General features: G+C 46.4%; 23 protein-coding genes. 2 read left to right on the top strand and 21 right to left on the bottom strand.

Translation table 11 applies throughout. The features are described from left to right. Positions 1–157: 157 nt before the first annotated feature. Positions 158–1732, bottom strand: coding sequence for a T9SS type A sorting domain-containing protein (locus C9991_RS03170; RefSeq protein WP_106811162.1), 1575 nt, complete (start codon positions 1730–1732; stop codon positions 158–160). A gap of 214 nt (positions 1733–1946) precedes the next feature. On the opposite strand from C9991_RS03170, the gene C9991_RS03165 reads away from it, so the two are divergent. Together C9991_RS03165 and C9991_RS03160 are read left to right on the top strand one after the other, a co-directional pair. Next, positions 1947–2204, top strand: a complete 258-nt coding sequence (locus C9991_RS03165) for a hypothetical protein (RefSeq protein WP_106811161.1) — start codon at positions 1947–1949, stop codon at positions 2202–2204. Positions 2205–2440: 236 nt separating this feature from the next. Then, complete coding sequence (locus C9991_RS03160; protein WP_232823228.1) at positions 2441–2869, top strand: IS66 family transposase; 429 nt, start codon at positions 2441–2443, stop codon at positions 2867–2869. A 165-nt stretch (positions 2870–3034) separates the two neighbouring features. Here C9991_RS03160 and C9991_RS03155 read toward each other — a convergent pair whose 3' ends face one another. The 20 genes from C9991_RS03155 to C9991_RS03060 all read right to left on the bottom strand — a co-directional run bounded on the left by C9991_RS03155 (position 3035) and on the right by C9991_RS03060 (position 26211). Continuing rightward, complete coding sequence (locus C9991_RS03155) at positions 3035–4972, bottom strand: hypothetical protein (RefSeq protein WP_157949342.1); 1938 nt, start codon at positions 4970–4972, stop codon at positions 3035–3037. A gap of 27 nt (positions 4973–4999) precedes the next feature. Next, a complete protein-coding gene (locus tag C9991_RS03150) occupies positions 5000–5698 on the bottom strand; it encodes a hypothetical protein (protein ID WP_106811159.1) in 699 nt (232 codons plus the stop codon). 22 nt (positions 5699–5720) lie between these two features. Further along, positions 5721–6539: an Omp28 family outer membrane lipoprotein gene (locus C9991_RS03145; RefSeq protein ID WP_106811158.1), complete on the bottom strand. Its 819-nt coding sequence runs from the start codon at positions 6537–6539 to the stop codon at positions 5721–5723. 18 nt (positions 6540–6557) lie between these two features. Next, positions 6558–8264: a DUF6029 family protein gene (locus C9991_RS03140; RefSeq protein ID WP_255414779.1), complete on the bottom strand. Its 1707-nt coding sequence runs from the start codon at positions 8262–8264 to the stop codon at positions 6558–6560. A 133-nt stretch (positions 8265–8397) separates the two neighbouring features. Then, the gene (locus C9991_RS03135; RefSeq protein ID WP_106811157.1) at positions 8398–8889 is read right to left on the bottom strand and encodes a TlpA family protein disulfide reductase; all 492 of its coding nucleotides are present in this window, start codon (positions 8887–8889) and stop codon (positions 8398–8400) included. 164 nt (positions 8890–9053) lie between these two features. Further along, positions 9054–10355 carry a tyrosine--tRNA ligase gene (gene tyrS, locus C9991_RS03130; protein ID WP_106811156.1) on the bottom strand — a complete coding sequence of 434 codons (1302 nt, stop codon included), beginning with the start codon at positions 10353–10355 and terminating at the stop codon, positions 9054–9056. A 76-nt stretch (positions 10356–10431) separates the two neighbouring features. Continuing rightward, on the bottom strand, positions 10432–10680 hold the full coding sequence (gene yidD / locus C9991_RS03125; RefSeq protein ID WP_106811155.1) for a membrane protein insertion efficiency factor YidD: 249 nt from the start codon (positions 10678–10680) through the stop codon (positions 10432–10434). Further along, complete coding sequence (locus tag C9991_RS03120) at positions 10677–11147, bottom strand: ribonuclease P protein component (RefSeq protein WP_106811154.1); 471 nt, start codon at positions 11145–11147, stop codon at positions 10677–10679. The genes yidD and C9991_RS03120 overlap by 4 nt, the downstream gene beginning before the upstream one ends. Positions 11148–11163: 16 nt before the next feature. Then, entirely contained in the window at positions 11164–11910 is a 747-nt protein-coding gene (locus C9991_RS03115; protein ID WP_106811153.1) for a uroporphyrinogen-III synthase, read from the bottom strand. A gap of 44 nt (positions 11911–11954) precedes the next feature. Beyond that, the gene (locus tag C9991_RS03110) at positions 11955–12995 is read right to left on the bottom strand and encodes a DUF4271 domain-containing protein (protein ID WP_106811152.1); all 1041 of its coding nucleotides are present in this window, start codon (positions 12993–12995) and stop codon (positions 11955–11957) included. Between the two features lie 24 nt (positions 12996–13019). Beyond that, positions 13020–14279 carry a methionine adenosyltransferase gene (gene metK / locus C9991_RS03105; protein WP_106811151.1) on the bottom strand — a complete coding sequence of 420 codons (1260 nt, stop codon included), beginning with the start codon at positions 14277–14279 and terminating at the stop codon, positions 13020–13022. Positions 14280–14663: 384 nt separating this feature from the next. Further along, positions 14664–15506 carry a glutamate racemase gene (gene murI / locus C9991_RS03100; protein ID WP_106811150.1) on the bottom strand — a complete coding sequence of 281 codons (843 nt, stop codon included), beginning with the start codon at positions 15504–15506 and terminating at the stop codon, positions 14664–14666. 206 nt (positions 15507–15712) lie between these two features. Beyond that, a complete protein-coding gene (locus C9991_RS03095; RefSeq protein ID WP_106811149.1) occupies positions 15713–16213 on the bottom strand; it encodes an OmpH/Skp family outer membrane protein in 501 nt (166 codons plus the stop codon). A gap of 112 nt (positions 16214–16325) precedes the next feature. Then, entirely contained in the window at positions 16326–16838 is a 513-nt protein-coding gene (locus C9991_RS03090) for an OmpH/Skp family outer membrane protein (protein WP_106811148.1), read from the bottom strand. A 36-nt stretch (positions 16839–16874) separates the two neighbouring features. Then, the gene (locus C9991_RS03085) at positions 16875–17387 is read right to left on the bottom strand and encodes an OmpH/Skp family outer membrane protein (protein WP_106811147.1); all 513 of its coding nucleotides are present in this window, start codon (positions 17385–17387) and stop codon (positions 16875–16877) included. Between the two features lie 145 nt (positions 17388–17532). Beyond that, the gene (locus C9991_RS17350) at positions 17533–20148 is read right to left on the bottom strand and encodes a BamA/OMP85 family outer membrane protein (RefSeq protein ID WP_106811146.1); all 2616 of its coding nucleotides are present in this window, start codon (positions 20146–20148) and stop codon (positions 17533–17535) included. An 88-nt stretch (positions 20149–20236) separates the two neighbouring features. Next, positions 20237–20980 carry an isoprenyl transferase gene (locus C9991_RS03075; RefSeq protein ID WP_106811145.1) on the bottom strand — a complete coding sequence of 248 codons (744 nt, stop codon included), beginning with the start codon at positions 20978–20980 and terminating at the stop codon, positions 20237–20239. A 19-nt stretch (positions 20981–20999) separates the two neighbouring features. Next, entirely contained in the window at positions 21000–21695 is a 696-nt protein-coding gene (porG, locus tag C9991_RS03070) for a type IX secretion system protein PorG (RefSeq protein ID WP_106811144.1), read from the bottom strand. A 39-nt stretch (positions 21696–21734) separates the two neighbouring features. Continuing rightward, positions 21735–23138, bottom strand: a complete 1404-nt coding sequence (locus tag C9991_RS03065) for a DUF6242 domain-containing protein (protein ID WP_106811143.1) — start codon at positions 23136–23138, stop codon at positions 21735–21737. A 259-nt stretch (positions 23139–23397) separates the two neighbouring features. Further along, positions 23398–26211 (bottom strand): M16 family metallopeptidase, encoded by a 2814-nt coding sequence (locus tag C9991_RS03060; RefSeq protein ID WP_106811142.1) that lies wholly within the window; start codon positions 26209–26211, stop codon positions 23398–23400. Between the last annotated feature and the right edge of the window lie 361 nt (positions 26212–26572).

Below are 26572 nucleotides of genomic sequence, written 5' to 3'. Positions count from 1 at the left end.
ATTTTGTAATGTCGGTTTTACAAAAAATAGAGAAATGTGGTGGAGGATTGGCGTGTGAATATAACCTATGAAAAAAAAGTGCCACGTAAGGCCAAAGACTGTAGTACAATGCCTTTTGCTCTTACGTGGCACTTTGCCTGAGAGTTTTGCTAAATATTTACTTCACAATCTTTCTTGATGCCTTTGTGCCATCAGAATATGTGACAGTACGCAAGTATATACCCTTGGTCGGGTTGCTGACCTTGCGACCTGAGAGGTCGTAGAATTCCACACTCTTAATCTGCTTCACATTGGCGTTGGTCATCTTTACGCCGGTTGGGTCGCCATAAGGATAGTATTCTGCTACGCCAGAGCCGAGGCGAGTGTCGCCATCGATATAGAAAGCCTCCATACCAATCTTCTCCTTCACCTCCTTATAGAAGTAAATGGTGCGTGCGTTCTCGTCGTACTTGTAGAATTCATACTGGTCGTAGAATGAGTATGGCACGTCAGTCATCTCAGTATCCACGTTCTGGTAGTCGTCGGGTGAGAATGTCTGCACCTCGCCGTCGATGTAGAGATTATAGTAGAGATGCGATGGGTCAAGATAGTTGAAGTCAGCTGAGTAGTAGCTCAGAGAGAACTGCAAACCGCCAGGACCTCCCCATGGGTTTGGGTCGTAAGGCTGGTAGGCTGTGAGCAGCGGTGGCATAGGAGCTGCTGGCTCTCTGTTCCAGGGATTCACCATCGCGTAGCGGTAGGAGTCGAAGATGTTGGTGCTTCGGTCGTCGTCCTTGCTCTTGTGTATCATCAGCATTCCCTTGGTGCTCAGAGAGTTGTTCTCGGCGTCGTAGGTGAACACGAGTGGGTCGCTGCTGAGACAAGGTTTCTCGTATTTTGAGCCCATTTCATCGGTGCCTTCGCCCATGACAGCCGAAGAGGCGTATACATAGCAAGCTGTCGTGGTGTCGATGCCTACGTAAGAAGTGGCAGGGAAGGTGACGGTCTCGCCGTCTTTTTCGCCCTTTATCCATAATCCTTTGATATTGGCAGAGAGGTCGCCAAGATACACATCGCTACCGTTGAAGGCATATTTCACGGGATATAGCTGCGACTGTCCCTCGGTGTCCATATAGAGCATCAGTCCGTCGAATACGTCTGCTCCAGTCGGAGGAGTCACGGTGTTGTTGTCCAGATGCACAGCTTTGTAGGTGCCTTCGGCATAGCTTGTCCATGCTCCATTTGCGCGGCACATGCCTATCATCTCGCCTTCGGGAAGTGCCATGACGAGTGAGTCGTTGCGCCATACATATTTCAGTACCTGGTTTTCCTCTCCCTCGTTAGGGCGGAATGTGCTTTTGTCATCCTCTTCTACTGGGTGCATGCGGTTGAGGTATCCATATATAAGGTCGCCACTGAAGATGTCTTCTTCAGCATAGATGGGCTGCGGAAGCTGGAAGGCAATGGTGTCGCCCTCGGCACGGTAGCCCTTAATCCATGTCTTGGTATAGATGGAGTTGATTGGGTTTTCAAGATACACGGCTCCGTCATCGCCGAATACAAGACGCTGCCAGTCGCCGGTACTCTCATGCGGAATGCCATAGTAATAGACCGACTCATAGCCTGTGGTGGTGCGGTATAGGTTTACGGTTTTGCCTGCTGCTGGCTGTGTGATGAGTTCCGACTCGTTCTGTGCCATGGCTCCTGTTGAGAAGAGTGCGGCAAACAATAGTGCTGAGTAAATCTTTTTCATAAGCGAGATATTGTTTTTTGGTTGCAAAAAGTGATTGTTATTGGTGGCAAAGATAGTAAAATGCAAGGAAGTACGCAAGAAAAATGGCAAAATAATATTGACTTAGCATTGAAAATATCCCAACAATTTAATTTCAATCAAGTCGCCAAACATTGCTGATATACTATTTTATGACTACTTTTTTTCCGCTCAAATTGCTAGCTTCACTTTAACAATGATGCAGTATAACATCTTGTGTACAGTGAAGAGATTTGAAGCGTATGAAACCATCGGTGGTCTCTTTACAGAGGTTACCAATGACACTCTCGAGTTGTCCGTAACGGACAAGATATGGGCTATCATTTTGGACTTCGTTTTGGAAGCTGCAGAGCGTTTCTCTATAGATGCTACAGAGTTGCTGACTGATTTCATCGAAAGTAATCCTGTTGCCCATACGCTACATAATATGTATATTTATGAACAAGCAAGTTGATATCAATAGTTCGTTAAAATTTGAGATAAAGGCTAAGCGGCTTTACGCTGCCAGCCAAAGAGTTCTTTGATAGTATGACTAATTAACTTTCGGTTCGGTAAACTCCGACACTTGTCGAAAATTAATTTAGCGATGTATGTACTCGCCATGATTCCTTGAAAGAAGCCATGGAATACGGCAGTTCATTTTCCTTCATCATCACCTTTGCCACATTCTGCGAGAACTGCAATATCTGAATGAGGTTGACGACAAACAGCAGTGGTCAAGGCGCATTGAAAGCATTCTGCAACAGGCCATACATGAACGTAACGAGCATCCGCAAGACATCATGCCTAAAGAGCCGTGGCTTAAAAGCACCCAAGCAGAGTGTCACAAGTCTTGGCAAAGACTTTCAGCGTTTGAAGAACGGATTGATAAAGTGCAGAGATTACATATTCAATTTTCTTGAAGACCCTTTGATTCCGTCTGACAACAACGACAGTGAACGTGGCATTAGAAAACTGAAAATCAAATTGAAAAACTCTGGCACATTCTGGTCTGAACTTGGAGCGGACGCTTTCTTGGAACTGCACTCTATTGTAGAAACAGCAAAAAAGCATGACTTATCACCATATAAAGCTATCCGTGCCCTTTGGAGGTGTACGGACAGCTATGGTATTCGCTGAATAGTTACACCTACAACAATCCATGTTAATTTTATATAATTTGACTACTAAAAAAAAGGAGTGGCTGTGCTCCACACGTTTACTGTGCGGAATGCAGCCACTCCATTTATATTATATTGTCTCTGCTTAAAGCAGAACTAATTCCCCCTTAAGGAATAGACGAATTTACTTAACCATCACCTTGCGTGTTGTACCGTCAGACATCTTGAGGATGTTGATACCCTTAACAGGAGCTGAGATCTGTGTACCATCAACTGCGTAGCGAGCTACAACAGTAGCATTGGTAGAGTTGTTTACTGTAATGATGCCAGTAGAACCAGCACCCACGAGAGCCTTGCCAGCATTCAGGATAGCGCCAGTCTCAGGATCGATGATAACAGCAACTACAGAAACCTTTTTCTTGTCGAGTGCCTTTAACAAGATTTTCTTTGTAGGCATAGTAAGAGTATAGTTGCCAGTTGTAACGCCATTCTCTACAAACTCACCAAACTCAGCCTGGTTCTCGTTGTCAGAGTAAGAGCTGGCAATAAGCACGTCGTTGTAGACCAGATTACATGACGCGGGTTCATTCCAATAACTCTGCAAATCTGCAGGAATATCACTCTTATTCAAACCAGTCTGATTCTTCATTGAAGAGCTGTAGTAGTTGGCCTGCTTCCATGAACTTGTCTTACCTGTCAAACCATCAGCAACAAGCATATAAGCAACCTCATACTGTCCTGAAACGAGTGAGGTTACAGTTGCTGTAGCCTCAACCTGTGTTGAGTCGGCATTGTACTGTCCGCTTACGCTGACAGTAGCTTCCGGGTAATCCGCCAATGCAGCTTCTACAGCAGCAGGCATGTCATAGTAAGGATCACCATAAGTGGTACGGTCAACCACAGCAGAAGGAGCACCTGAGAAACCAAGGAAATAGTCTTCAATGTACATAGGATCAGCTGAGCTGTACTGATGCATTGCAATACCGATGAACTGGTCGCCATACTTCTCGCTCAGATTGTGCATGCCCACATGACCGCGCGGACACCATCCACATTTAGTACCAGTGCACTCCTCAACAACAGCTACCTTCTTGAGCTTCTGGGCGAGAGTGTTGTTAAGACCCTTTGCAGATGTTACAGTAGCACCGTTGGCAACACCGTTAACCTTAGTTACTGTGAATGTAACCTCATACTTGCCAGGCTTTGAAGCAGCCTCAAACGGAACATTGAGAGTGAATGTGCCACCAATACCATAGTCCTTGCCAAAGTCTACATGCTGCTCCTTGCTTGTCTTGCCTTCAAGAGTTGTAGTGAAGTCAAGGCTCTCGAACTTTGTACCAAGGTTTGCCAAACGTACACCAACCGTCTTTGTTTCACCTACAACAACATTAAACTTGCCGAAGTCGAAAGGAACGATTGCGTTAGGAGAGAATTTGTCGTTCTCAGCAATGAGCTGAACGCTGAGTGCACCGTAGTCGCTACCCATGTTGTACCAAGCCTCACCATTGCCACCTTGCGATGCCGGGATGTTGGCATACATATAAAATACGCCATAAGCACCTGAGTACAGACCTACAGGATAGTTATTACTTGTCTGCTTGTAGGTGTAGCCAATCATAAGACCAGTATACTTGTCTGAAAGCTCAAACTGCTTGTCAGCATCAAACATTACTGTTTGCCATGTGCCAGTATTCGCATCACCAGCAGGAGAAGTAATGTTCTTATCAACAGTTACGAAATCCTGGATGTTGCCATCTGCTGTTATATTCTTAACAAACACATTAGATGCCGAGCAACCCTGTGCCAAGTTGAAACGGATGCCGACAATCTTTGCACCATAATAAGGAGCAAGGTCACTCGCACTAAGCAGAGCACCTACAGGATTGTTGCCTGTAAGACCTGTAGCTCCAATATATGCATCACAGTCGTCTGTGCTGTAATAGCCCACCAGACGCTGGTTTTCAGCTACACTTGATTTAGCGGGAGCCTTCTTGGCATCCGACTTCACTACAGTAGCTTTCTGAACGTCAAGCTTAACGTCACACTTTGAAGCTTGGAACTTCTGCGCGCCAGCTGTCAATGCGAGCAACATGGCGAAAGCTGAAAGTAAAAGTTTTTTCATAATTCTTCTTTGTTTTAACAATTACTATTATTTATTTACTATCTTCATAGTCTTACCATTGGAAAGCTTCACAATGTTCAAGCCCTTCTGCATCTTCTGCACACGTGTGCCGTCGACAGTATAAATAGCATCGACCGTGGCCTTAGAGTTGTCGACAACCCCGTTAATACCGGTGGTGCTATACACAAAGTTGACTGTTATAGAAGAGGCTGTACCATAGTTGTAATAGTTAGGTTTTTCGGGGGAACCAAAGTTCTGAAATGCATAAAGTGTGAATGTGGCTGTAGCCATTCCTTCCAACTGATTCTCCTCATCCTCATCCCAACCTGGAGTCCATTCTGTCACCAAGCTTGCGCCACTTTTAATTTTTTTAATTATAGTAGCATCATAAAATCCAACTTTGTCGGCTATACGGCAACTTCCAGGGAAGCAGAACTGCAGTTCGCCATTGTCTATCTTCTTAATATCAGCAGACATTCCGCAAAGCAACGGAGCACCATCAAAGTCAGCTACTGTCTGCTTTACATAAAGGCCCGATGCAATCTGGATGCCTCCAAACGGACTTTCCTCAGCCTCATCACGTGTGATTATATCACCGTCCTCATACACGTTGCCATCCTTGTCGGTGAACACGAAAGTGCCCTTAGAATTGAAATTATTATCATTCTGGGCGAATGTTGCCGTTGCGCAGAAGAGCGCAAGGCAGAGAGTGAATATTTTCTTCATATCAAAAGTTTTTTTAAGGTTATTATTTCTGCTTTGCAACGATGGCTTTCTTAACAGTCTGCTCCACACCATTGTCGCTGTAGACGAAAGCTACTACCGACACATTCTCGGCATTCCAGTTCTCAGGCAAGGTATATGTGTACTGCTTGTTGGTAGCCTCACCCTCCTTCACCGTAACGTCCTCGCCCCATGTGCCATTGACAGCAGCACGGAACACATGATTGTGGACATAATCATCATTACTTGAGCCATCCGGCATCATCTGCAATGCAACAATGCCATCCTCAATGAGCCACACCTGAAGCTTGCCAACTGTTGTGCCGTCGGTTCCCCGAGCCTCAATGTCGGTTGTGAGTGTGCGTGAAGCCTCGTCATAAGCATTGGTTACACCGATCGACAATTTTGCCTTCTTTGAAATGAGGTCCTTGACATAGGTAATCCAAGTGTTGATGTTAGCATTCGGAGCTGCGGAACGGTTGAAGAGAGCCCACGGCTGACCGATTTTCTTTTCCGAGTCCCACTTATTGTAATACTCATTGCCAGTATCAGTCATAAGACCCACTTTCTTTTTTGTGCCCTTGTATCCAAGCGGACCGCTATGTATGCCGACTGCTATGACATTTTCCTCGCCGTAAGTCTCGACCATAGCGTTGATAGCCTCTGTGCCTGTAGGACAGTTCACACATTTCTGTCCTGTGAAGTCTTCAATAAGCACGGCACGTCCCACATCGGCAGGTTTCACATAAATCAGTCGCTCGTCCTCGTCGATATTGCTGCACGAAGCGGCCGCGAGAGTAATTATGGCGCTCATTGCACCAAGCATAATATTCTTCAGTTTCATATCTTTGAGGTTCTTTTTTTAGAAGTTAAAGTTGTAAGACATTGTCACGCCCTTGCTTGCAGGCACGTAACGGCACACGCCACCTGAGCAGTTGTAGCCAGCACGTGTCTTGCCATAACCTATTTGCAGACGGTGGGCTCCGCTTGTGAATGTCACAGAACCGTTGATATAATGCTCGCTATGTGTGCCCTTCTCAGCATCGATAGAGCCATCCTTGGTGTAGTAGTGCTCATTGCCATTATACTGGTCGCTAATGGTGAACATGAAGTTAGGCAGCACCGAGAGCTCAAGTAGTCCGAACCACCAGTCGCCCTGGTCTTCCTTTGTATGCAGATACTGCGCCTCTCCACGAAGAGTGAGCTTGCGGTTGAAGCGATACTTACCCTCTGCGATATAGATGTCGGAGTGGATCATACCTCCCTCGCCCTCAACAACCGACTTATTGTAGAATTGGTTCATGTACATGAGGTTGAGCTTGAAATCCTTGGAGAGCTTCTTCTCAATCTGCACATTGATGTCCTGATAGTAGGTCTTGTCGCCCCACTTCCAGAAAGCCGAGCCATAGCCGTCGGTGCCGGGAGTTCCACCATCATGTGGATTCTGTTCGAGTGAGTGGATATGCGAGAAGTTGAGCTTCACACTTGTGCCATACTTACCACCAAAGAATGTGTTGCGCTTGAACTTATATCCCAACTCCGCCTGATAAGCCCACTCACCATTAGGCTGTGTGGCATAGGGATAGAGAGCCGCCAAGGCATAAGTCTGCTGCATGGCAAACGCCGGCAAGTGGTTTATGTAAGACGAAGTACCGTTCTCCACACGGCTCGAGCGGAACGACATATTGTCGGAACGTTTTGCCTGAAGCAAGATACTCATTCCGCTCTTTGAATAAGAGGTGGAGAGCATTGCCACATATCCCTTGCGGTAGATGTAGGGATAGTTCTTGTCGAACGAGGGGTCTTCTGTCTTCTGGGCATACTCAGCCAACACGCTGAAATTGCCTTTCTGCAAGTTGGCTCTCACGTCAAAGGCGTTTACATTCTCAGGCAAGTTGAGCTTATGGGTTGGGTCGGCATAGATTTCCTGGTCAGCCTTCTCGTGCTTGTTGACCCATGAGCCACCAAGTGTGAGGTAAGTGCCACTCTGCTGCATCTTTGGGAACCATTCGGCAAGTCCAAGCTCCACGTCAGCACCCGACACCCAAGCATCGTTGTGGTCCCAATAGCGGCGCTGCTTGCCGCTGAGAGCCTTGAGCTGCACGCCCTTTGCCGGACGCAAAACAAGGCGGCCACCAAGCAATGAGTTGTCGATGCCCAATGAACGCTCTTCGTATGTGCGTAGAATAAAACCAGAGCCAAACTGTTCGTAATAATTACCAAGGGTCAGTTCGGCGTTCTTCAGTTTACCCTTGATATAATAGAAAGGCACACCCCAGCCCTTGAAGTCCTTCTCGAATCCAGGCAATGGGTGGTCGAGATATTCGAATCGGGCTCCTGCGTCGACATATTTCGACAACGCGTGAAGCTCGGCATAAGTATTGGTAAGCACATCGTCCTTGTAGGTGCCTGTGCCTATGTTATTGTCCTCTTGCGGAATGAGAATGTCGCTCTGAAGGCTTCCGGTGAGAGTTACCTCGTAGTCCTTGGCCACCTTCATCTTCTGCGCGCTTGCCGAACCAACGGTCATGGCTGTGAGAGCGAGCAATAGAATTCTGTTGAGATACATTATTATATATATGTATTGAATGCTCCACGTGGAAGCATTATGTTTCTTAAAAAGTAGATATATTAAAAAAAGTGTGGTACGGCATTAAGCCGTACCTACCATTATCATTATTCTTGCCAACAAGTCTGCGTAATTACTTCTTGCCTACAAGCTTGCGCACTTCTTCGATGAGTTCCTCCTCGGCACCCTCGGTATAGCCGTTGTGCTTAGACACGATGTTGCCCTTGCCGTCGCATACTATCACGTAGGGAATAGTCTGCACGCCAAGCGCGCGCTTGAAGTCGCTATTGGGGTCGAGCAATACCTCGTATTGCCATCCGTGATTATCGACGAGAGGTTTCACCTTATTAATGTTCTGAGCTTGGTCGATAGAAATAGCGTAAATCTTGACACCTGTCTCCTCTTGCCAATCCTCATAGACCTCGCTTATGGCTGAAAGCTCGCGGTTGCAAGGCTTACACCATGTGGCAAAGAAGTCGATAATGAATGGTTTGCCATTGTTAGAAAGGGTGTCTGTACTGACGGTTTTGCCGTCGATGCTCTTTAATGTTACTTTAGGAAGCTGTGCGCTTGCTGTAGTAACAAAACTAAGCACGAACAGTGCTACAAGTAATAATTTTCTCATACTAAATATATTTTACTTGCAAAAGTAAACATAAACATGCTCTTTTATTATAATATAGCGTTAAAATAAATTAAATCAAGTTTAATGTAGGTATAAAAAAGAGACGTCAATCATCCAGAATGCAATTCTGGATGATTGACGTCAATATTTGTATTGTATGTTCCTTACTTAACAGTAATGAGATAATAGTTTTTCTTGCCACGCTGAACAAGCAGATACTTGCCGTCTATAAGGTCGTCGGCAGTTACTACACGGTCGAATGCAGCGAGTTTCTCCTTATTGAGTGATACGCCACCACCCTGAACAAGCTTGCGCATCTCGCCCTTAGAGCCAAATATCTTAACCTCGTCACGAGTAAAGATATCTACAGCAGGCTGTCCAAGCTGGTCCTTGTCAAGTGTGAAATGAGGCACACCCTCGAATATAGAAAGCAGTGTGGCCTCGTCAAACTTCTGCAAGGTTTCCTTTGTGCCCTTGCCAAAGAGGATGCTTGAAGCCTCCTGAGCAATCTCAAGGTCTTCGCGAGAGTGAACCATTGTTGTTACTTCCTCGGCCAAACGCTTCTGAAGTATACGGCGACCAGGATCCTCATTGTGCTCGGCTATAAGAGCGTCGATAGTCTCCTTGTCAAGGTCGGTGAATATCTTGATATACTTCTCGGCCTCTACGTCGCTAACGTTAAGCCAGAACTGATAGAAGGCATAAGGTGTGGTGCGGTTGCGGTCGAGCCATACGTTACCACTCTCGGTCTTGCCAAACTTCTTGCCGTCGCTCTTGGTGATGAGCGGGCATGTAAGACAATAGGCTTCGGCGTCGTTGCCAAGAGTACGGTGTATAAGCTCGGTACCAGTGGTCATATTGCCCCACTGATCGTTGCCGCCAAGCTGAAGGCGTATGCCGTACTTCTGATATTGATAGAGGAAGTCGTATCCCTGGAGCAACTGGTATGTGAACTCTGTGAAAGACAATCCGTCGCGTGCCTCGCCATTGAGACGCTTCTGTACAGAGTCCTTAGCCATCATATAGTTTACGGTGATGTGCTTGCCAACCTCACGAGCAAAGTCGAGGAAGGTAAAGTCTTTCATCCAGTCGTAGTTGTTGACAAGCTCGGCCTTGTTAGGCTCGTTGCCATCGAAGTCGAGGAACTTAGCCACCTGCTTCTTAATAGCCTCTTGGTTGTGGTAGAGAGTATCAGAGTCGAGCAAGTTACGCTCCTGACTCTTGCCCGAAGGGTCGCCAATCATGCCGGTTGCGCCTCCAACAAGCAAGTAAGGCTTATGTCCGCAACGCTGCAGATGACGCAACATCATGATACCGCAAAGATGGCCAATGTGCAGAGAGTCGGCTGTAGGGTCGGTGCCCAGATACGCAGACACCATGTGGGTATTGAGATATTCCTCAGTACCGGGCATAATCTGCGCGAGCATGCCGCGCCAGCGCAGTTCTTCAACGAAATTTTTTGCCATTGTTGTTATTTTGTTTAAACTGATGTTTTCTGTTTGTGGTAGGGGAGTAGGTGTGTAGGTGTGTTGAGAAGCCTTGCTATGGCACTGGGTCGTATCCGGAACCGCCCCATGGATTGCATCTTAGGATGCGCCATATTGATAATGCCATACCTTTAAAGAATCCGTGTTTCAGCAAGGCCTGACGTGCATATTCCGAGCAAGTGGGCTGAAATCGGCACGAGGCAGGGGTGTATGGAGTTATAAACTTCTGATAGAAGACTATGGGTTGCACGGTGAGCCAAGCCAAAAAACGGGAGAGATTGTGCAGAATTATATTTATATTCATATCAACATCTCCTTATGTTTTGCCAATTTCTCCTTAAGTCGATTCAGCAGGCTCCTCATGCGTTGCTCCACCTCGGCCGTTTCTAACATGCGGTCGGTTGTCCATATAAAGCACATAGAAACCTTTTTGTGTATCGTTAGGTCGATACTGTCGGTCAGTATGTGCTTATTCAGTCGGTAAGCTTCGCGCACTTGGCGTTTGATGCGGTTGCGTTTTACAGCTCGCTTAAAGAAACGCTTAGGCACGCTTACCATCATTTGAGCTACAGGCTCATCAATCTTGACATCCGATCCGTCCAAATATGTTTTATCCTCGCCATTGTTCCCGCTCCTCTCTTCAGCCATATATACCACACGTAGCGGCGATGCTGTCATAGCTTTAGAGCCGCCTCCACGGAAGAGTCGGTCTATCTGCTTCTTGCTGTTGATGCGCTCCGATTGGGGGAGTGAGAATGTAGGTGAGGTCATGTGACAGAGTTTATTGTTATTTGTCGTTCTCAAGATACCAGCGCAACGCAGCTGTCATCGAAGGATATTCCTTTGTAGGTGCCTCAAGGTCGAGACGGAATCCCTCTTCTTCCACAGCCTTGGCTGTAGCTGGACCAAATGTAGCTATGCGTACATCGCCCTGCTTGAATTCAGGGAAGTTCTTGGTGAATGCTTTTATACCAGTTGGGCTGAAGAACACAAGCATATCGCAGTCAAAATTCTTTGCTTCCTCTTCAGTGAAGTCGTTGCTGACGGTGCGGTACATCACGCATTCCTTATGGTTGAGTTTCTTGGCATCAAGCAGTCGCTGCACGTCGTCGTTGTGTACCGAGCTAAGTGGCACGAGATATTTCTCGGTCTTGTGCTTAACCATAGTAGGGATGAGCGAGTCAATCTTGCCAGTAGTTCCGAAGAAAACCTTACGCTTGCGGTATTGCACGTATTTCTGTATATAGAGTGCTATTGTCTCGGTTACGCAGAAGTACTTCATGTCTTCCGGTATGGTGATGCGCATCTCTTTAGCCAACTTAAAATAGTTGTCTATAGCATGACGCGATGTAAATACCACAGCGGTGAAATCCAAAAGTCCGATTTTCTGCTGGCGGAACTCTTTTGTGCTGAGTCCTTCAACCTTGATGAAGGGGCGGAAAACGAGTTCTACACCGAAATCATTGGCAATGTCGTAGTATGGCGACTTTTCGCTCGATGGTTCGGGCTGGGAAATCAAGATTTTCTTAATCATTTGTCTATCTAATATATATATATCGTGAATGTATTTATGCGATGTCAGAAATTCACTTTCAGACAGTTGCCTGTTATGGCAAGTACCCCAAGCAGCATTACGAAGGGTAATAGTTCAAGCGTGCAAAAGTACAAAAAAATCTGCAAAGAATGGCCCGAATGTCTGAAAAAGATGATGTACGACTTGTAAAGTGCCAGTATTTTGAACGTTACGAGCACCACAGTAGTATATAATAAGGTGGTTTCGACAGGCATCTCGAAATAGGCTTGCAGCACAACTGCAGGGAATATGCATACGCCTTCCATTGCCAGCAGGAACAGAAATGCCTTCATCCATATGTCGTTGAGCCGCCTTTCAAAGAACACCCATCCCGTAATCCAGTATAAGCCCGACTTGACAAGTATATAGGCCAGGTTAATAAGCGCGAAGATGCCTATCACCTGATATTGGTCGATGACGAACGTATCGGTTACGTGTATTTGTACTCGGAAGAAGTATACAAGCGCAAAGAGCAGACAACTCTGAAGCACAAAGAAGAATTGCACACGCACTTCTCCAGATGTCTCGCTCATGCCTGACGTGCGCTCGTCGTGCGGTGGACGGAAGAAGTGTCGCGCTTGTTTTAGTATGAACCTCTTGGATTTGGCAAAGGCTATGGCTGCTATAATGAAGCAGAACAGCAGCAAGCCAGTAATGACGTTGTCGCGTGCTATACTGTATGGCACTGGGTCGCCGGCAACACCAAGTCGGCCTCCGAACATATCGGGGTGGAAACAAGGCTTGCCGGTGAAGTAAGACTCGCGGTAATACTTTGGCATGTTGACGTCGCGCCACGAGTGTCCTGCTGTATGTCCAGGTAGGTGTAGAGTGTCAGGCTGCTGACTCCATGTTATTTCCGACGGCTTGATATGGGCCTGGATAGCCGAATCTTGCTGTTCGGGTGTGGCGTTTTTAGGCAACCACGACAACACTTGGGCAGGCGTAAGCTGATGGTGTTGCCTTTGGGTGGCTTTGCCCATCACTTGTCCGTCCTCGTTGAGGATAATCTCCTCGGTGTGTATGGAGTCAGAAGCGAGAGTGTTCATTGTTTGAATTAATTGTTGGTTCTATTACAGTCCGAATTCTTTCTTGATGTCGTCCACGCGGTCGAGTTTCTCCCATGTAAAGAGTTCAACCTCCATAACCTTGGTTTCGTGGTAGCGCGATGTGAATGTCTTCTTAACCACCTCGTTCTTGCGGCCCATATGTCCGTAGGCAGCTGTCTCGCGGTAGATAGGCTGACGCAACTTGAGTGTACGCTCTATAGCCTTAGGACGGAGGTCGAACAGCTTGCTTATCTTCTGTGCAATCTCGCCGTCGCTCATCTTTACGTTAGAGCGTCCGTAGGTATTGACATAGATGTTTACTGGTTCAGCTACACCGATGGCATAGCTTACCTGAACAAGCATCTCATCGGCAACGCCTGCTGCTACCATATTCTTGGCAATGTGACGGGTAGCATATGCAGCCGAACGGTCAACCTTAGATGGGTCCTTACCCGAGAAGGCTCCACCGCCGTGAGCACCCTTGCCACCGTATGTGTCTACGATAATCTTACGGCCAGTAAGACCTGTATCGCCGTGAGGGCCACCAATAACAAACTTGCCAGTAGGATTGACAAAGTATTTGATGTCGTCGTTGAACAATGCGAGCACCTTATCGCTATGTATCTCGGCCTTTACACGTGGCATGAGGATGTTGAGCACATCGTTCTTAATCTTAGCAAGCATGCGCTCGTCGTCGGTGTCAAACTCGTCGTGCTGTGTGGATACTACGATAGTGTCGATGCGCTGAGGTATACCCTCCTCCGAATATTCTACTGTAACCTGGCTCTTAGAGTCTGGACGCAGATAGGTCATTTCCTTGCCCTCCTTGCGTATGTCGGCAAGCACCTGCATAATGTGTTGTGCGAGGTCGAGCGTAACAGGCATGTAGTTTTCTGTCTCGTTAGTGGCATAACCAAACATCATTCCTTGGTCGCCAGCGCCTTGTTCTTCTTCCTCGGCACGGCTTACGCCACGGTTAATGTCGTCACTCTGCTCATGGATGGCTGTAAGCACACCACATGAATTGCCATCAAACTGATACTCCGACTTGTTGTAGCCAATCTGGTTGATTGTTTTGCGTGCGATGGTCTGTAGGTCGATGTACACACCTGAGCGCACCTCGCCCATAATCACTACTTGGCCTGTTGTTACAAACGACTCGATGGCACAATGTGCGTTGGCATCGTAAGCAAGGAACTGATCTACAAGAGCGTCCGAAATTTGGTCGGCTATCTTGTCAGGATGGCCTTCTGAAACTGATTCTGATGAAAAAAGATAATTCATTTTTTCCAATTTTTAAATTTAAAAAATTAGTGGAAAAACACCAATTACCGCTGCATAGACGCCCTTCCATCATTGCTTGCGACACGCTGATGTATGTAGCGTGACGTACGGAAAGCCGTGCTTATGCCTTGCAGTTTTAGCATTTTTTAGTGTGGTTGCAAGCAGCCAAATTCTTCCACATAGTTATACTTATAATGAAATCGAGTGCAAAGGTACTGCAAAAAAATGACGTGGCGAAATTAAACAGGGGTTATTTGCGAAAAGGGATGGATTATTGACGGAAATAAGGGGATGTGAAAGGACAGAAATATGCATGTTTAAATGAATACGTTATCGTAGGCCTATGATAACGTATTCATTTAAATCACTGTTGGATGATAAAAATTAGTTCTCTGTAAGGTTTACATGGTTGACCGTTACGTCCTCGTGAAGGAAGATGCGTGCCGTCTCGCTGAACCTCTCCTCGCTCTCCGTAGTAAGATATCGGCAAGTGCCGCCCTTGGTAATGTTGTGCTCCATTTCGGGATGTCGCTCCAGATAGTTCTGTAAAGACTCTGCTACATAGGTGCCTTGCGCCATTATGCGCACTCCATCGGGAATGTTCTTGGCAACAGACGACATTAGCAAGGGATAATGTGTACAGCCAAGTATGACGGTGTCGATGTCCGGATCCTTACGCATAAGCTGGTCGATGCGCTTCTTTACAAAATAGTCGGCACCAGGCGAGTCGGCCTCGCCAGCTTCTACTATAGCTGCCCACAGCGGACATGCTACACCCGATACCTCAATGTCAGGAAATAGTTTCTTAATTTCCAACGAATAAGACTGGCTCTTAATTGTTCCCTCCGTAGCAAGCACACCCACGTGGCGCGAACGTGTTAGCGAACCTATAACCTCTGCAGTAGGACGAATGATGCCAAGTACTCGGCGTGTAGGGTCGAGTTGTGGTAGGTCGCGCTGCTGAATAGTGCGCAGAGCCTTTGCCGAGGCTGTGTTGCAGCCAAGTATAACAAGATGGCAACCCATGGCAAACAGTTTTAATACTGCTTGTCGTGTAAACTGGTATACCACCTCAAACGAGCGTGAGCCATAAGGTGCACGCGCATTGTCGCCAAGGTACATATAATCGTACTGCGGCAGTAACTGTCGGATGCCGTGCAATACGGTTAGTCCGCCGTAACCAGAGTCGAATACTCCTATTGGCCCTGGGGATTTAGGAAAGTTCATTGTTGTTATTATTTAGTTTTGGAGTTAAGAGGAGGAGTTAAGTAGGCAGGAGTTAAGTAGGCAGAAGTTAAGTAGGCAGAAGTTAAGTAGGCAGAAGTTAAGCCATTAGCTTTTGACCACTTTAATATTTGACATAAAGACATATGGCTTAACTTCTTAACTTCTTAACTCCTTAACTTCTTAACTCCTTAACTTCTGCCTTCATTCTACTTTATTGCCTCTTTAATGGCCTCTGTAGCATCCTCGCCCAGTTCTGGGTCGATATATGGGCATGCATCGTTGTCGGTGTTAAGCACAAGTATGTAGCCACGTTCACGACCAACGCGAGCCACAGCTTCGTTGAGCTTGCGTTTTACTGGAGCTAAGGCATCGTTCTCTGCCTGCTCGAGCAGACGTATGGCATCGTTCTTAAAGGCAGTATTCTTTTCCATCATCTCCTGAAGTTCGGCTTGACGCTTGCGCAAGATAGACGGAACAAGGTCGCGTTGAACCTCAAGAAATTCCTCATACTTATCATTAAATTCCTTTTCTGATCGTTTCATCTCGGCATCGTACTTAAGACGCAGATCGTCAACACTACGCTTTGCAAGCTCATAGTCGGTCATGGTGGTAAGTATGGCGTTGTAGCTGAAGTAGCCCATACGTATTTGTGCGCTCGCCATTAGTGGGATAGCAAGCATAAGGAATGAAAATAAAAGCTTCTTCATAATGATGTTTTTACTAAAAATCAAAAAGGGGGACTGGCAACGCTTTGCCTCCATCCCCCTCTGCAAACTATCTGATTATTATTGAAATTATTCGATAAACTTGATTTGGTCATTACTTCTTGGCAGCAGCCGGCTTGTTGAGCTGGGCCTTAACCTCTGCTGTAACGTCCTTGCTCAGTGTATCGCTGATGTAAGGAATGCCGCTTGTTACGTCCATGATGTATACATAGCCACCTGCCTTGCCTACAGCCTTGATAGCCTCTACCAACTTGTTGGTGATAGGACCTATCTTGTCCTGCTGCAACTTGCCAAGAGCCTGCTGGTTGTCCTGGGCTGTCTGCTGTATCTTCTGGTACATCTGCTGGAGCGATTCCTCTGTCTCCTTCTTCTTTGTCTCGTTCATTGTAGAGGCATTCTTGTCGTAGTCCTGAGCCTTGCGCTGCAACTCGTCCTGCATAGCCTTGAGGTCGTTGTCGTACTGCTTTGCAGCTGCTTCTACCTCGCCACGTGCCTTGATGAACTCAGGCATAGACTGCATGATTTCCTGTGCATTGACGTGTCCGAACTTCTGTGCGAATGTTGCCAATGGCATGCACAGCATAAGCATTAAAATAAGCTTTTTCATTGTTTTCTTGTTTGTTATTTTGTTATTAATTTATTCTTAATTGGCGTATCCAAGTTTCTGCAATACCTCGTTGCTGATGTCTATCTTTGGAGATCCGAAGATTATGCCAGTATCAGATGCTCGGTCGAGCACGAGCGAGTAGCCACGTAGTTCGGATATCTCCTTTACAGCAGTGTATATCTCCTCTTGGATAGGCGACATAAGGCTTTCGCGCTTTTTGAATAGCTCACCTTCTGGACCAAAGTATTTGCGCTTAAGGTCGCTTGCCTCCTTTTCCTTCTTCATGATGGCTTCCTGGCGTGTCTTCTTTTGTTCGGCAGATAGGAACACCATCTCGTTCTGATAGTTCTTGTACATAGTAGAAGCTTCGGTATTAAGAGCTTCCACTTCTGCTTGCCATTTCTTCGACACCTGGTTGAGCTGCTCATTGGCACGCTCGTAGGCGGGAATGTTCTTAAGGATGTACTCCATATCAAGGAGCGCAAACTTTTGTGCGCTTGCCGTCAGTGCCGTAATGGTAAAGAGGCATATCAGCATTAATTTCTTCATAACCTAATTCTTAATTCAAAATTGAATAATTCCTTATCGGTTGTAACCGACAATTCCACATTCAAAAACTTTATCAGCCATAAGCTGTTAGTCAGCAATTCCACATCCAAAAATCAGAATCCAAAATTCTAACAGCTCTTGGCTGTTAGAACTCTTGTCCCAAGATGAAGTGGAACTGAGCACCACCTCTTGTGCCGAATACCTTGTCGAAGCCATAAGCCCAGTCGATACCCATAAGACCCACCATTGGTAGGAAGATGCGCACACCGATACCGGCAGAACGCTTCATATCGAATGGGTTGAACTTCTTTGTATCTGTCCAAGCGTTACCACCCTCAACAAATCCAAGTCCGTAGATAGTGGTGTTGCCAAGTAGGAACGGATATCGAAGCTCGAGCGACATACGGTCGTAAGCATAACCCTCGTAGCCGTAAGGAGTGAGCGATCCATTCTCATAACCTCTAAGACCGATGGTCTCTTCGGCGTATGATGTAGAATAGCCAGACATGCCATCACCACCCATATAATAGGTTTCAAATGGCGACTTCTTCCATTTGTTGAAAGATCCGAGCAATCCAAACTCGAGACGTGTCATAAGCACGAGACACTTCTGTCCGCTTGTAAGTGCGGTGAAGGTACGGCCCTTAAACTTCCACTTGTGATACTCTACCCAACGATATTTCTCTTGCTGCTCCTTATTATATGTAGCCGACTTAGAGTTTGTAGCGAGGTGCTCATAGTCTTTTCCATCCCATGCTGACCATGGCGGAGTAATTGTAACCGATGCCATGAACTCAGAACCACGACGTGGGAAGAGTTGGTTGTCGGTAGATGTACGCGATAGCTGGATGCTGAGGTTAAGGTTGTTAGAGTTACCGTTTGTCATGAGGAAGTAACTCCAGTTCTTAAGCATATAGCGAGTGTACGACAGCGAGAGTGACAACTGGAAGTAGTCGTCAGGCCAGCGTAACTGTTTGCCCCAGCCAAGTGATAGACCGAACAACTTGACATACTTATCGGGGTCGTAGTACGACTCATAGTTGTTGTAGCTGCCATAGTTGCCGTAGCCATACATATAATTATAGTAGTTGTTGAAGTAACCACTATTATAGTAGTTGCTCGACACGTCGGTCTGCTTAGAGAAGTAAGCACCTACAGAGAACTGTATTGGTCGTTTGCCTCCAAACCAGTTGGTTGAGTAAGAAGCGTTGTACGACTGATAGTATGTACCATTGGTTTGTGCTCCAAGCGATAGTACTTCGCCATCGCCGATAGGCATTATGCCACGATGCTCCTTATTCTTGTTGAAGAGGTTGCGCATAGAGAAGTTGTTAAGCTTCAATCCGATGCGACCAATAACACCAGTCTGTCCCCAACCGAGTGAGAATTCAATCTGGTCGTTTGACTTCTGCTCGAGGTTGTAATTTATGTCTACAGTACCATTCTCTGGATCTGGCTTTGGATCTGGTACTATCTTCTCTGGGTCGAAGTGGCCCATTGATGCAATCTCACGAACAGAGCGTTGCAGTGACTCTTTAGAGAATAGATCGCCAGGCTTTGTACGAAGCTCGCGACGTACAACATTCTCGTATAGACGGTCGTTTCCGTTGATACGCACATGGTTGACGTGAGCCTGGGGGCCCTCAAATATACGCATCTCAAGGTCGATAGAGTCGCCCACGATATTTACTTCAGTAGGATGCAGCGAGTAGAACATGTAACCGTTGTTCCAGTAGTTGTTGCCTACAGCGTCGTCGTCTTCGGTAAGACGCTTGTTCATATGCTTTTGGTTGTATACGTCTCCCTTCTTCATGCCTAGTACAGCAGAGAGATAGTCGGAGTTGTATACGGTATTGCCCACCCAGCGTATATTGCGTACGAAGTATTTCTTGCCTTCGTCTACCTTGATGAGTATGCTAACGTGCTTACTGTCGACATTCCATACCGAGTCGCCTAGAATAACAGCATCGCGGTAGCCGTATTCATTGTACTTGTCGATGAGCTTCTGCTTGTCGGCTTTCCATCGTTCGGGTGTATACTTCTTGGCCTTAAGGAACGAGCCTAACTTACCAGCCTCGTGTGTCTTGGCAAAAGCACCCTTACGTAGGAATCCACCCTTAATTTTACCATCGCTTAGAGCTTTATTGCCCTCGATAGTAATGGTTTTAATCTTCATTTTCTCCTTCTTGTCGATTATGACATCAAGAATCACCTGGTTCTTCTGTGCCACGTCATCGCGCTGCACAATCTGTATGTCAGCGTTCTTGAAGCCTTTGTCGTCGAAGTACTTCTTAGCAAGCAACTTGGCACGGTCTATCATGTTAGGCGTTATCTGTGCGCCCTTAAGCAGTCCAAGCTTTTCCTCCATATCAGTACGTTCCGACTTCTTCAGTCCGACGTAGTTGATAGTTGACACACGCGGGCGCATCTGCAAATGTATATGCAGGTATGCTTTGTCGTGCACAAGCGAGTCAACCGAGATAGACACATCCGAGAACAGTCCGTATTTCCAGTAATGTTTTACGGCGTCTGTTATCTGGTCGCCCGGCAATTCTATCTCCTCACCTATAGTGAGTCCAGAAATACCTGTGAGCATATAGTCTTCGTAGCCATCGGCTCCCGACACGGCAAGTCCGGCAATTTTTTTTTTCAAGCAGAAGACGGCATACGAGATATCCGGATAAACTATTTTGTCCTGCGCCTTAGCTATGATGCTGCATGCAAGGATGCAGAGTGTTGTCAACACCTTTGTTATGTTCATTGGTCTATATTATTGTTATATTTTTCTTCTTCTTGATGTTTTAGGGGTGTACTATTAGGTCTGTGTCTTCCCGATATGTATGGCCTCTTTATGCCTTATGCTCCTTGCCTTCTTCTATCTGTGCGCCTGTTTTGCCGAATCGGCGTTGGCGGTGTTGGTAGTCGGCAATGGCATTCTTTAGCTCTTCCTCGTTGAAGTCGGGCCAGAAAGTATCGCAGAAATACAATTCCGAGTAGGCTATCTGCCATAATAGGTAGTTGCTTATGCGCTCCTCGCCTCCTGTGCGTATCAGAAGGTCGGGATCGGGCATGAAGGATGTTGCCATATGTTGTGTAAGCATATCTTCATTGATATCCTTGGGGTTTATGCGTCCTTCCTTCGCCTCGTTGGCTATTTGTCTGGTGGCTTCGGTTATTTCCCAGCGCGACGAGTAGCTCAGAGCAACAACCATAGTCATAGCAGTATTACCTGCTGTATGCTCCTCGGTTTCGTGCAGTTTTTGTTGCACCTCTATAGGCAGACGGTTAAGGTCGCCTATTACGCGGAATCGCACATTATTCTTCATGAATATCTCGTCCTCGAGCGATGTGAGAACAAGTCCCATTAGTGCTGCCACTTCTGTAGCCGGACGGTTCCAGTTTTCTGTAGAGAATGTGTATAGCGTGAGATATTTCACGCCCAGACGTGTACATTCAGATGTTATGCGTCGTACTGTGTCGACACCAGCCTGATGGCCAAAGCTGCGCGGTTTACCACGCTCGGCAGCCCAGCGTCCGTTGCCGTCCATAATGATGGCAATGTGCTGCGGTATATTGTTTGTATCGAGTTGCATATTGAGTGGATATGTTTTGTTAATCGTCGTCGTTGTGGCAAGTCCTGCATTTTGGCATGAAGCTGTATGTCAGAGTAAGTTGCAGTACCGAGTAGCAGTCGGTGTTCTTGAAGATACCGGTGCTCTGTATGCCGTAAGGGTCGGCTATGCCGTCGAGCTTGTCGCTAAGCGAGAAGTGTATTGCCCATTCAATGCCGAGGTTCAGTCGAGGTGCCACCTTATATTTAATGCCTAGTCCGAGCGGCATATTTGCTGTAAAAACATTGCCTTCTGGTGTTGATGCGTAAGTTCCACCTATTCCGGCAAAGACGAATGGCGTTAAGCGTTGGGCTCCGCGATAGTCATGACCGGTGCCATAAGGCCAGAAGTTGTATTCGTATGTGGCATTCAGGTCGACCAATGAACTTGAAAAGTCGTACTGCGTTTCCTGATATTGTGGCAGATAAGTCTTGACATCTTTCGATGAGCCTTTAAGTTTGCCGTACGATGCAGCGAGTCTCAAGCCCATATAAGGGTTGATAATGCGTCGCAACATGATAGATGCCGATGGCTGCATGTTATGTAGAATGCTGCCATTGAAGTCGCCCTCGTAAGCCATTATGCCCACTCCACCACCTATCTCCATGCGATACTCGTAGTCGGTCTGCGCGTTTGCGTGGACAGACAAGAGAGATAGTAGCAGTGCGTAGAGCACCATGTAGAGGTTTTTCTTCATTTAGTAAACCTATTGTTGTTGTTCTTTGTCTTTAAAATGTTAGAAGCTTGTCTGCTCGTCCTTCCATCCCAAACGGTTGATACGACCTCGCCATGTCATACCGTTCTTGGCGTTAACGAGCCACAGCACATTCTGTTTGTCAGCAGCTACGGTGTAAGCAGTAGCCGAACCTGTAGCAACTTCGCCGAAGGCAAAATGGTCTGGCAATACAAGGGTTGTAGTGTCAACCTTCCATGTTATGCCATTGTCCAGCGACTTGTATGATGTGGGCTTTTCGCCATTCTTACATCCCATCATCAACAATTGGCTGTCGTAGTAGATAGCAGATATACCGTTGAGCAATGGGGCGGTATGCTTGTTCTCCTCTGCTATGGTGTAATAGTTCCATGGCTGGTTGTTGCTATTGTCGGCTCCTTCGTCTATCTTGCCCCATATATGTGGGGTTGTGTCGGATGGATAAAGGCTCTTGTTGCGTGAGCCGATAAGCAGAACACGATCAGTAAGACTGTTGGTCTTGACAGGTATGGATACGTATGCTGTCTCGTCTGTTGGCAGAAGTGATAGTTCATCGTCAATGGTAGATACGCTCCATGTCTTGCCATTGTCTGCCGAAGCCATTAGGCGTCCATCTGTTGCATATCCATATATACGGAATCGACTTGCTGCCACAAGGCGTGTTATGCTGGTTGCTGTTGCCTCTGTTGTCCATGAGCTACCGTCGGCAGAACTCATTATGTTGCCGCCGTTGTACAGATATGCAACACCTTCCTTTTCTACGACGCTGCGGTATGTGTCGGCATCAAACAATGTGTTCGACTCATTCCAACCGTTGCCTTCGCTTACAAATAGACGTGTATATGTGCCATCGTTACCGAATAGAAGCATCTTTCCGTTAATGGCTATGGCGCGTACAGCCTTGAGCGACTTCAGTGCCTCGCATACAGGCATAGCGTGCCAAGCAAACGAGTCGGCAAACTCCTTATGAACATTTACCGTAACTTTATACTTGCGTATGCCAGTCATCGAGTTGCTGTATACCTGAATCTCGCGTTGTTGCGAGAAGTCGACCGAGTCGGTGGTGGTTATATATTTCAGAGTGTCGCTATCAATATTCTTTATTACCACAACACCTGAGTTGGAACTTGAAACCGAGCACAGAAGCTTAGTTGCGTCGATACCGCAAGGCAATGAGTCGGGGTTGTATATCTCGCCTTTTACCTGATCTATATAGAACTTATAGCTGCTAAGTGTTATGTCTTTAGTAACGATGCTGTCGCCACCAGTTGATGACTTGACGTGCAAGTATTGCTTGCCCGAAGAAATAGAGAAGCTTGTTATAGCACTATCATCGGTGTATGTGTAGTTGTCGTCGGTGCTGAGGCAAGATGCCAGCACAAATACTGTTGCAAACAGCAGGAATAAAGCTGCGAACTTACTTTTCATTATACTCTGACTTATTGTTTTTAGCTGCAAATTTAAACAGAAATCCGCAAATAAGGCTACTTTTAGGACTATAATTATGCAAATTATTGATTAATAGAGGTATTTTTAAGGTTGTTTAGTGTTTATGTGCGCTAATATGTATGACAATTGGCATAAAAATGTATCTACAAAAAATCCGCAAAGCCGAACCAATACTATATATATAATGTATAGGAACCGCTTTGCGGATTGTTTTTACAGCCCGTAGGCTATTGTGCTATTATTCTGGCAAAATCATCACAGTAACGTGGTTGCCAGCCTTATTAAACTCCTTAACGAAGTTGCAGATGTCTTGCGGAGTAAGAGCCTCAACGGTCTTTACATAGTCGCTGTGCGAGTCGAAACCATAGAAATAGTTGTCGCTAATGACATTAAGCCAGTATCCGTTGGTCTTAACCTGGTCGCCGTTCTGCTTGAGTACAAACTCCTTGCACTTCTGGAACTTGGCTGGGTCGCAAGATGTCTCAAGAGTCTTCATCTCATCATTCATAATCTTTATAGCCACGTCTTTCTTCTCAGGCTTCATCGGACAGTAAGCGATAAGCTGGAAGATATGGTAGTTGTCATCGCCTAATGTGGCTGCACCCTGAGCGCCTACCGAGTAGGCTGCGCTTTCCTTCTCGCGAATCTTGTCAAGATATTCCATAGAGAGCACCTGACCAGCTATGTCGGCGCAGATGGCATTCTTCAGTGTATAAGGCATTGTCTCGTTATGCCATGTCATATAAGCTGTCGACTTAGGAGTCTCCTGCTTGCGCTTGAAGATGTTGCTAATCTCGCCCTTTGCAGGAGTAAGTTCGCGCTTGCCCTTAACAATCTTGCCCTTTGCTGGCAGAGCAGCAAGATACTGGCAGATAAGTGGACGTATTGTAGCCTCGTCGAAGTTGCCCACAATCTCGAATGTCCAAGCCTTGGCATTTGCTGTACGCTCCTTTGCAATCTGGAGGATACGGTCGTAGTTTACGTCCTTAAGGCGATCTACGGTCATAGGAGCCACACGTGGGTTGTGGTTGTATATGGTAGCTGTGAGCGAGTCGCTGAATGCGATGTCAGGATTAAGCTCGCGGTTTTTGAGCTGTACCTCGTATTGGCTCATAAGATTATCCATCGACTTCTGGTCCTTGTTGATGTTGGTGAAGTAGAGGTATACAAGCTGCAACATTGTCTCAAGGTCCTTCGGTGTAGAGCTACCGGCAATGTTTGTAGATAGATGGCTGAGTGACATACGTGCGTTGGCAATCTTTCCTGCAAGAGCCTTCTGAAGTTCTGTAGCAGAGAAATTGCCCAAGCCACTTGCATCAATCACATCGTCAAACATCTGCAGGTTGGCAAAGTCGGCCTTGCCATATAGCGAGTTGCCACCGATACCACGACCAGCAAGCGCTACCTGGTCTTTCTTGAAATCGGTGTGCTTGAGTATAACAGTAGCACCATTAGACAATGTGAGCTGTGTATAGCCGAGCTTATCGTTCTTCACTTCCTTCTTAATAGAGCCAGCCTTAGGCATTGTGGTCATAATAGGCTCGTTCTTAACGTTGTCCACATATGCGGTGATGTTCTCGGCACGTGCTGCCTTAAGAGCCTCAAGGAACTGAGCTTCTGTAGGATAAACATTGCCCTCTGCCTCGTTGTTGAAGTTTACGATAACGATGTTGCTGTCGTTCTCGGGTACAAGCTCCTTCATCATCTGGTTGATAGCCTCAACAGGAATCATCGGCACAATCTGCTTCATGACAGGATATGTGAACTCGATAGAAGGCATTGGCTCGTTCTCGAGGAAGTTGTCTACGAGGTCGCGGTATAGAGCACCGTTAGGACGCTTGTCCTTGTTGCTGTATTGCTTGTCGAGCACACTCAGATAGTTGTCCTTGAAACGTGCATACTCTGTAGCAGTGAAGCCGAACTTGGCAGCACGCAAAGCCTCGATGTAGGCAGTCTTAAGGCTCTCTACTGTCTTGCTCAAGTCCTTAGGATCGGCCGATAGGTCGAATGCATCTTTTGTCTTGGCAAAGATATACTGTCCGTCGCTTGCGTTAGCCGATACGAATGGGCAACTGGCATCGAGTGCCTTCTCTTGCAAACGCTCGTTGAGCATAGTCATAGCGGCACGGTTGGCATACTGATATATAAGGTAGTTAACATCGCCCTTGAGTGAGTCGGGATAAGTTTCGTGCTTGATGATAAGCTCTACACCGCTGGTCTGCTGCTCTTTGTCCTTGTCGATAACGATAATAGGCTCGGCATTGTCTGGCACCTGCTCGTCTACAACAGGAGTTGCATTCTCAGGGCTCTTGAATCCGCTGAAGAGTTTCTTTATCTCGGCTTCAGTATGGTCTACATCAACGTCGCCCACAACAACGATGGCCTGGTTCTTCGGGTGATACCATTTGTGGTAGTAGTCGGACAACTCCTTATACTTGAAGTTGTCTATAACAGACATCAGACCGATAGGGTAGCGCACACCATACTTAGATCCAGGATAGAGTTTAGGCAGATTACGCTCAAACATACGGCTTGATGCGCTTGTACGCAGACGCCATTCCTCGTGGATAACACCACGTTCCTCGTCAATCTCCTTAGGGTCAAGTGTCAGGTTGCCAGCCCAGTCGCTTAGGATGAGCAAGCAAGAGTCGAGAGCCGACTGGCGTGTTGTAGGCACGTTAGAGATATTGTATACAGTCTGGTCGATAGATGTATAGGCGTTAAGGTCGCCTCCAAACTGCACACCAATGCTCTCGCAGAAGCGAATAACACCATTGCCAGGGAAGTGCTTGGTGCCATTAAAGCACATATGCTCAAGGAAGTGAGCCAAGCCACGCTGTGATTCTTCCTCCTGTATTGCACCCACCTTCTGCGCTATGTAGAAGTCGGCACGGTTCTCCGGCCATGTGTTATGGCGGATGTAGTAGGTCAAACCATTGTCAAGCTTACCAACTCGCACGTCTGGATCGGCAGGAATTGGTGGCATCTGTTGTGCCTGAGCAAGTCCTGCAAATACTGCGAGGACTGCCACTAAAAGTTTTCTTAGTTTCATGAAATGTAGGTTTTGATTGTAAAAACATGCTGTCCCTTGTAGTAAGTAAAGACACACACATTATATATTATACACTGATGCAAAGGTAGTGCTTTTATAAATATTAAACGCAAAAAAAGACGAAAAGCAACAGCAAAAAGCTATAAAAATAAAGTTTTTCCTATTTTTTATGAAAATAAAAGCTCCAAACACTTAACTTAACATGCGTAATGTAATACCTTTAATATGCCGTATTTTTCGATTGCTGCTATGACAATGGTCGAAAAATATGGCGAATAAATCATTTCTTTCCGAAAAAAACTATACATTTGCAAGTTAATCGTATAGCATAATCCACTAAGCAACAATAATAAATCAAGAA

The sequence above is a fragment of the Prevotella merdae genome (assembly GCF_900290275.1).
Taxonomy (GTDB): Bacteria; Bacteroidota; Bacteroidia; order Bacteroidales; family Bacteroidaceae; genus Prevotella; species Prevotella merdae.
The sequence above is the reverse complement of the archived record's forward strand: the minus strand, read 5'-3'. Positions and strand labels throughout refer to the sequence as shown.